The sequence below is a fragment of the Thermodesulfitimonas sp. genome (genome assembly GCF_052743955.1).
In genome coordinates this window covers 1-1,712 of record NZ_JBRAIN010000166.1, presented here as the reverse complement: position 1 = coordinate 1,712, position 1,712 = coordinate 1, and the positions used below count along the sequence as shown (strand labels likewise).

General features: G+C 56.6%; 3 protein-coding genes. All 3 read left to right on the top strand.

Features of this window, described 5'->3' with window-relative positions; all coding sequences use genetic code 11:
• Positions 1-261, top strand: a 261-nt coding sequence (locus ACUVTA_RS09625; protein ID WP_445952718.1) for an ABC transporter permease subunit, incomplete at its 5' end; no start/stop codon positions are given.
• Between the two features lie 111 nt (positions 262-372).
• A complete protein-coding gene (locus ACUVTA_RS09620; RefSeq protein ID WP_445952717.1) occupies positions 373-1,149 on the top strand; it encodes an ABC transporter ATP-binding protein in 777 nt (258 codons plus the stop codon).
• Positions 1,137-1,517, top strand: coding sequence for an ATP-binding cassette domain-containing protein (locus ACUVTA_RS09615; protein WP_445952716.1), 381 nt, complete (start codon positions 1,137-1,139; stop codon positions 1,515-1,517). The genes ACUVTA_RS09620 and ACUVTA_RS09615 overlap by 13 nt, the downstream gene beginning before the upstream one ends.
• Positions 1,518-1,712: the final 195 nt, after the last annotated feature.

Sequence of the window (1,712 nt, the reverse complement as noted above, 5' to 3'; positions counted from 1 at the left end):
AAAAATACATTTCTCTTCAAAGCAAGCGCTCTCGCGTTAGGTTCCGCCACCGCCGGGTTAGCCGGGGGTATCTTTGCCCAATACGTCCAGTTCATTGACCCTTACATGTTCCTGCCACCGGTGACCTTCCTGGTCTGGATCATGCTGATCCTCGGCGGGTCTGGAAACAACTGGGGCGCCCTTGCAGGGGGCCTCGTCGTGGAACTGATTAATAGAGGTACCCGGATCGCCAAGGATTACCTTACCGGTAGACCCAAATAACCTGCAATTCATCCTTTACGGCCTACTGGTTATCATCATCCTTCTTTACCGGCCCCAGGGACTGCTCCCCGAGGGCCCGCTCAAAACACCCGCCAGAAAGGAGGCCCAGAAGTGGCTCTCCTCGCCACCGACCGCGTAGGGAAAAACTTTGGTGGTTGCCGCGTCTTAAACGAGGTCAGCCTAACCGTGAACGAAAAAAGCTTTACGGGTCTGGTAGGCCCCAACGGAAGCGGCAAGACCACGCTTTTCCATGTTATCTACGGCCTTCTCCGCCCTGACAGCGGCGCGGTTTTCTTTCGCGGCGAAAATATCACCGGTCTGCCGCCTTTTGCCCTTTACGCCCGCAGGTTGGCCCTCGCCTTTCAAATCCCGCACCTCTTCGGCTCCCTCTCGGTCCTTGACAACCTCCTCCTCGCAGCGCCCCATGTCGCCAGTACAAACCCGACAGCCGCACTCTTTTGCCGTTGTCACTGGCAAACAAAAGAGAAGGAGCTGGTAGCGCGAGCCAAAGAAGTACTTGAGCTTTTGGAACTTACCCCTTCATCGCTCAAACCCGCCCGCGAGCTCTCGGGAGGGCAACGGAAACTCCTGGAAATCGGCCGTACTCTGATGGCCAGCCCGGCACTCATTCTCCTTGATGAGCCGGCGGCAGGCGTTAATCCGGTGCTCGGACGTAAGATATACGAAACGCTAAAGCGGCTCCAACTCGAAGCGGGGATTACCTTCTTCGTCATCGAACACCGGCTGGAGATTCTTTTCGACTTTGCTGAACAGGTCTACCTAATGGACGCCGGGCGCGTCGTCCTCTCTGGAACGCCGGAAACGGTGCTTGCCGACCCGGCTTTTTATACTATTTACGCGGGGGAGAGTAGCCAGTGGCGCTCTTAGAGGTTACCGGTTTAACCGCAGGGTACGGCGATACAACCATCATCGCCGAAACGTTAAGTGGGGGAGAAAGGCAGCTCCTTGCCATCGGCCGCGCCCTGATGGGGAGACCGACCGCGCTTTTGCTGGATGAACCGCTCGCCTTTCTCGCTCCCAAAACCGCGGCTTTCATTTTGGAGCGGCTCCAGGCTATTAAAACTAAGGGCATCGGGATTTTACTGGTAGAACAGAATACGTTCCTGGCTCTGGGAGCCGCCGCTTACGGTTACGTGCTCAACCAGGGCCGGTGCGTAATGGAGGGAAGTGGGGCCGTACTTTTGGCCGACCCGACCCTCCGCGAACGTTTTCTCGGCGTGGCGAAAGGGGTGTAAAAAAGAGCAGAAACAAAAATTTTTGCCGGTTCGCAAAAAATACAGAGAGGAGGTAAATCTGGTGTCTGGTTTACAGTACGCTCGCTTGCAAAAAGCGGTAGCGCTGGTAGCGGTGCTGGCACTTCTTTTTACCGTAGTCGGCTGCGGGAAGAAAACTGCGCCCCCAACGTCGCCAAAGCAGGCCGCAGCGGGGGG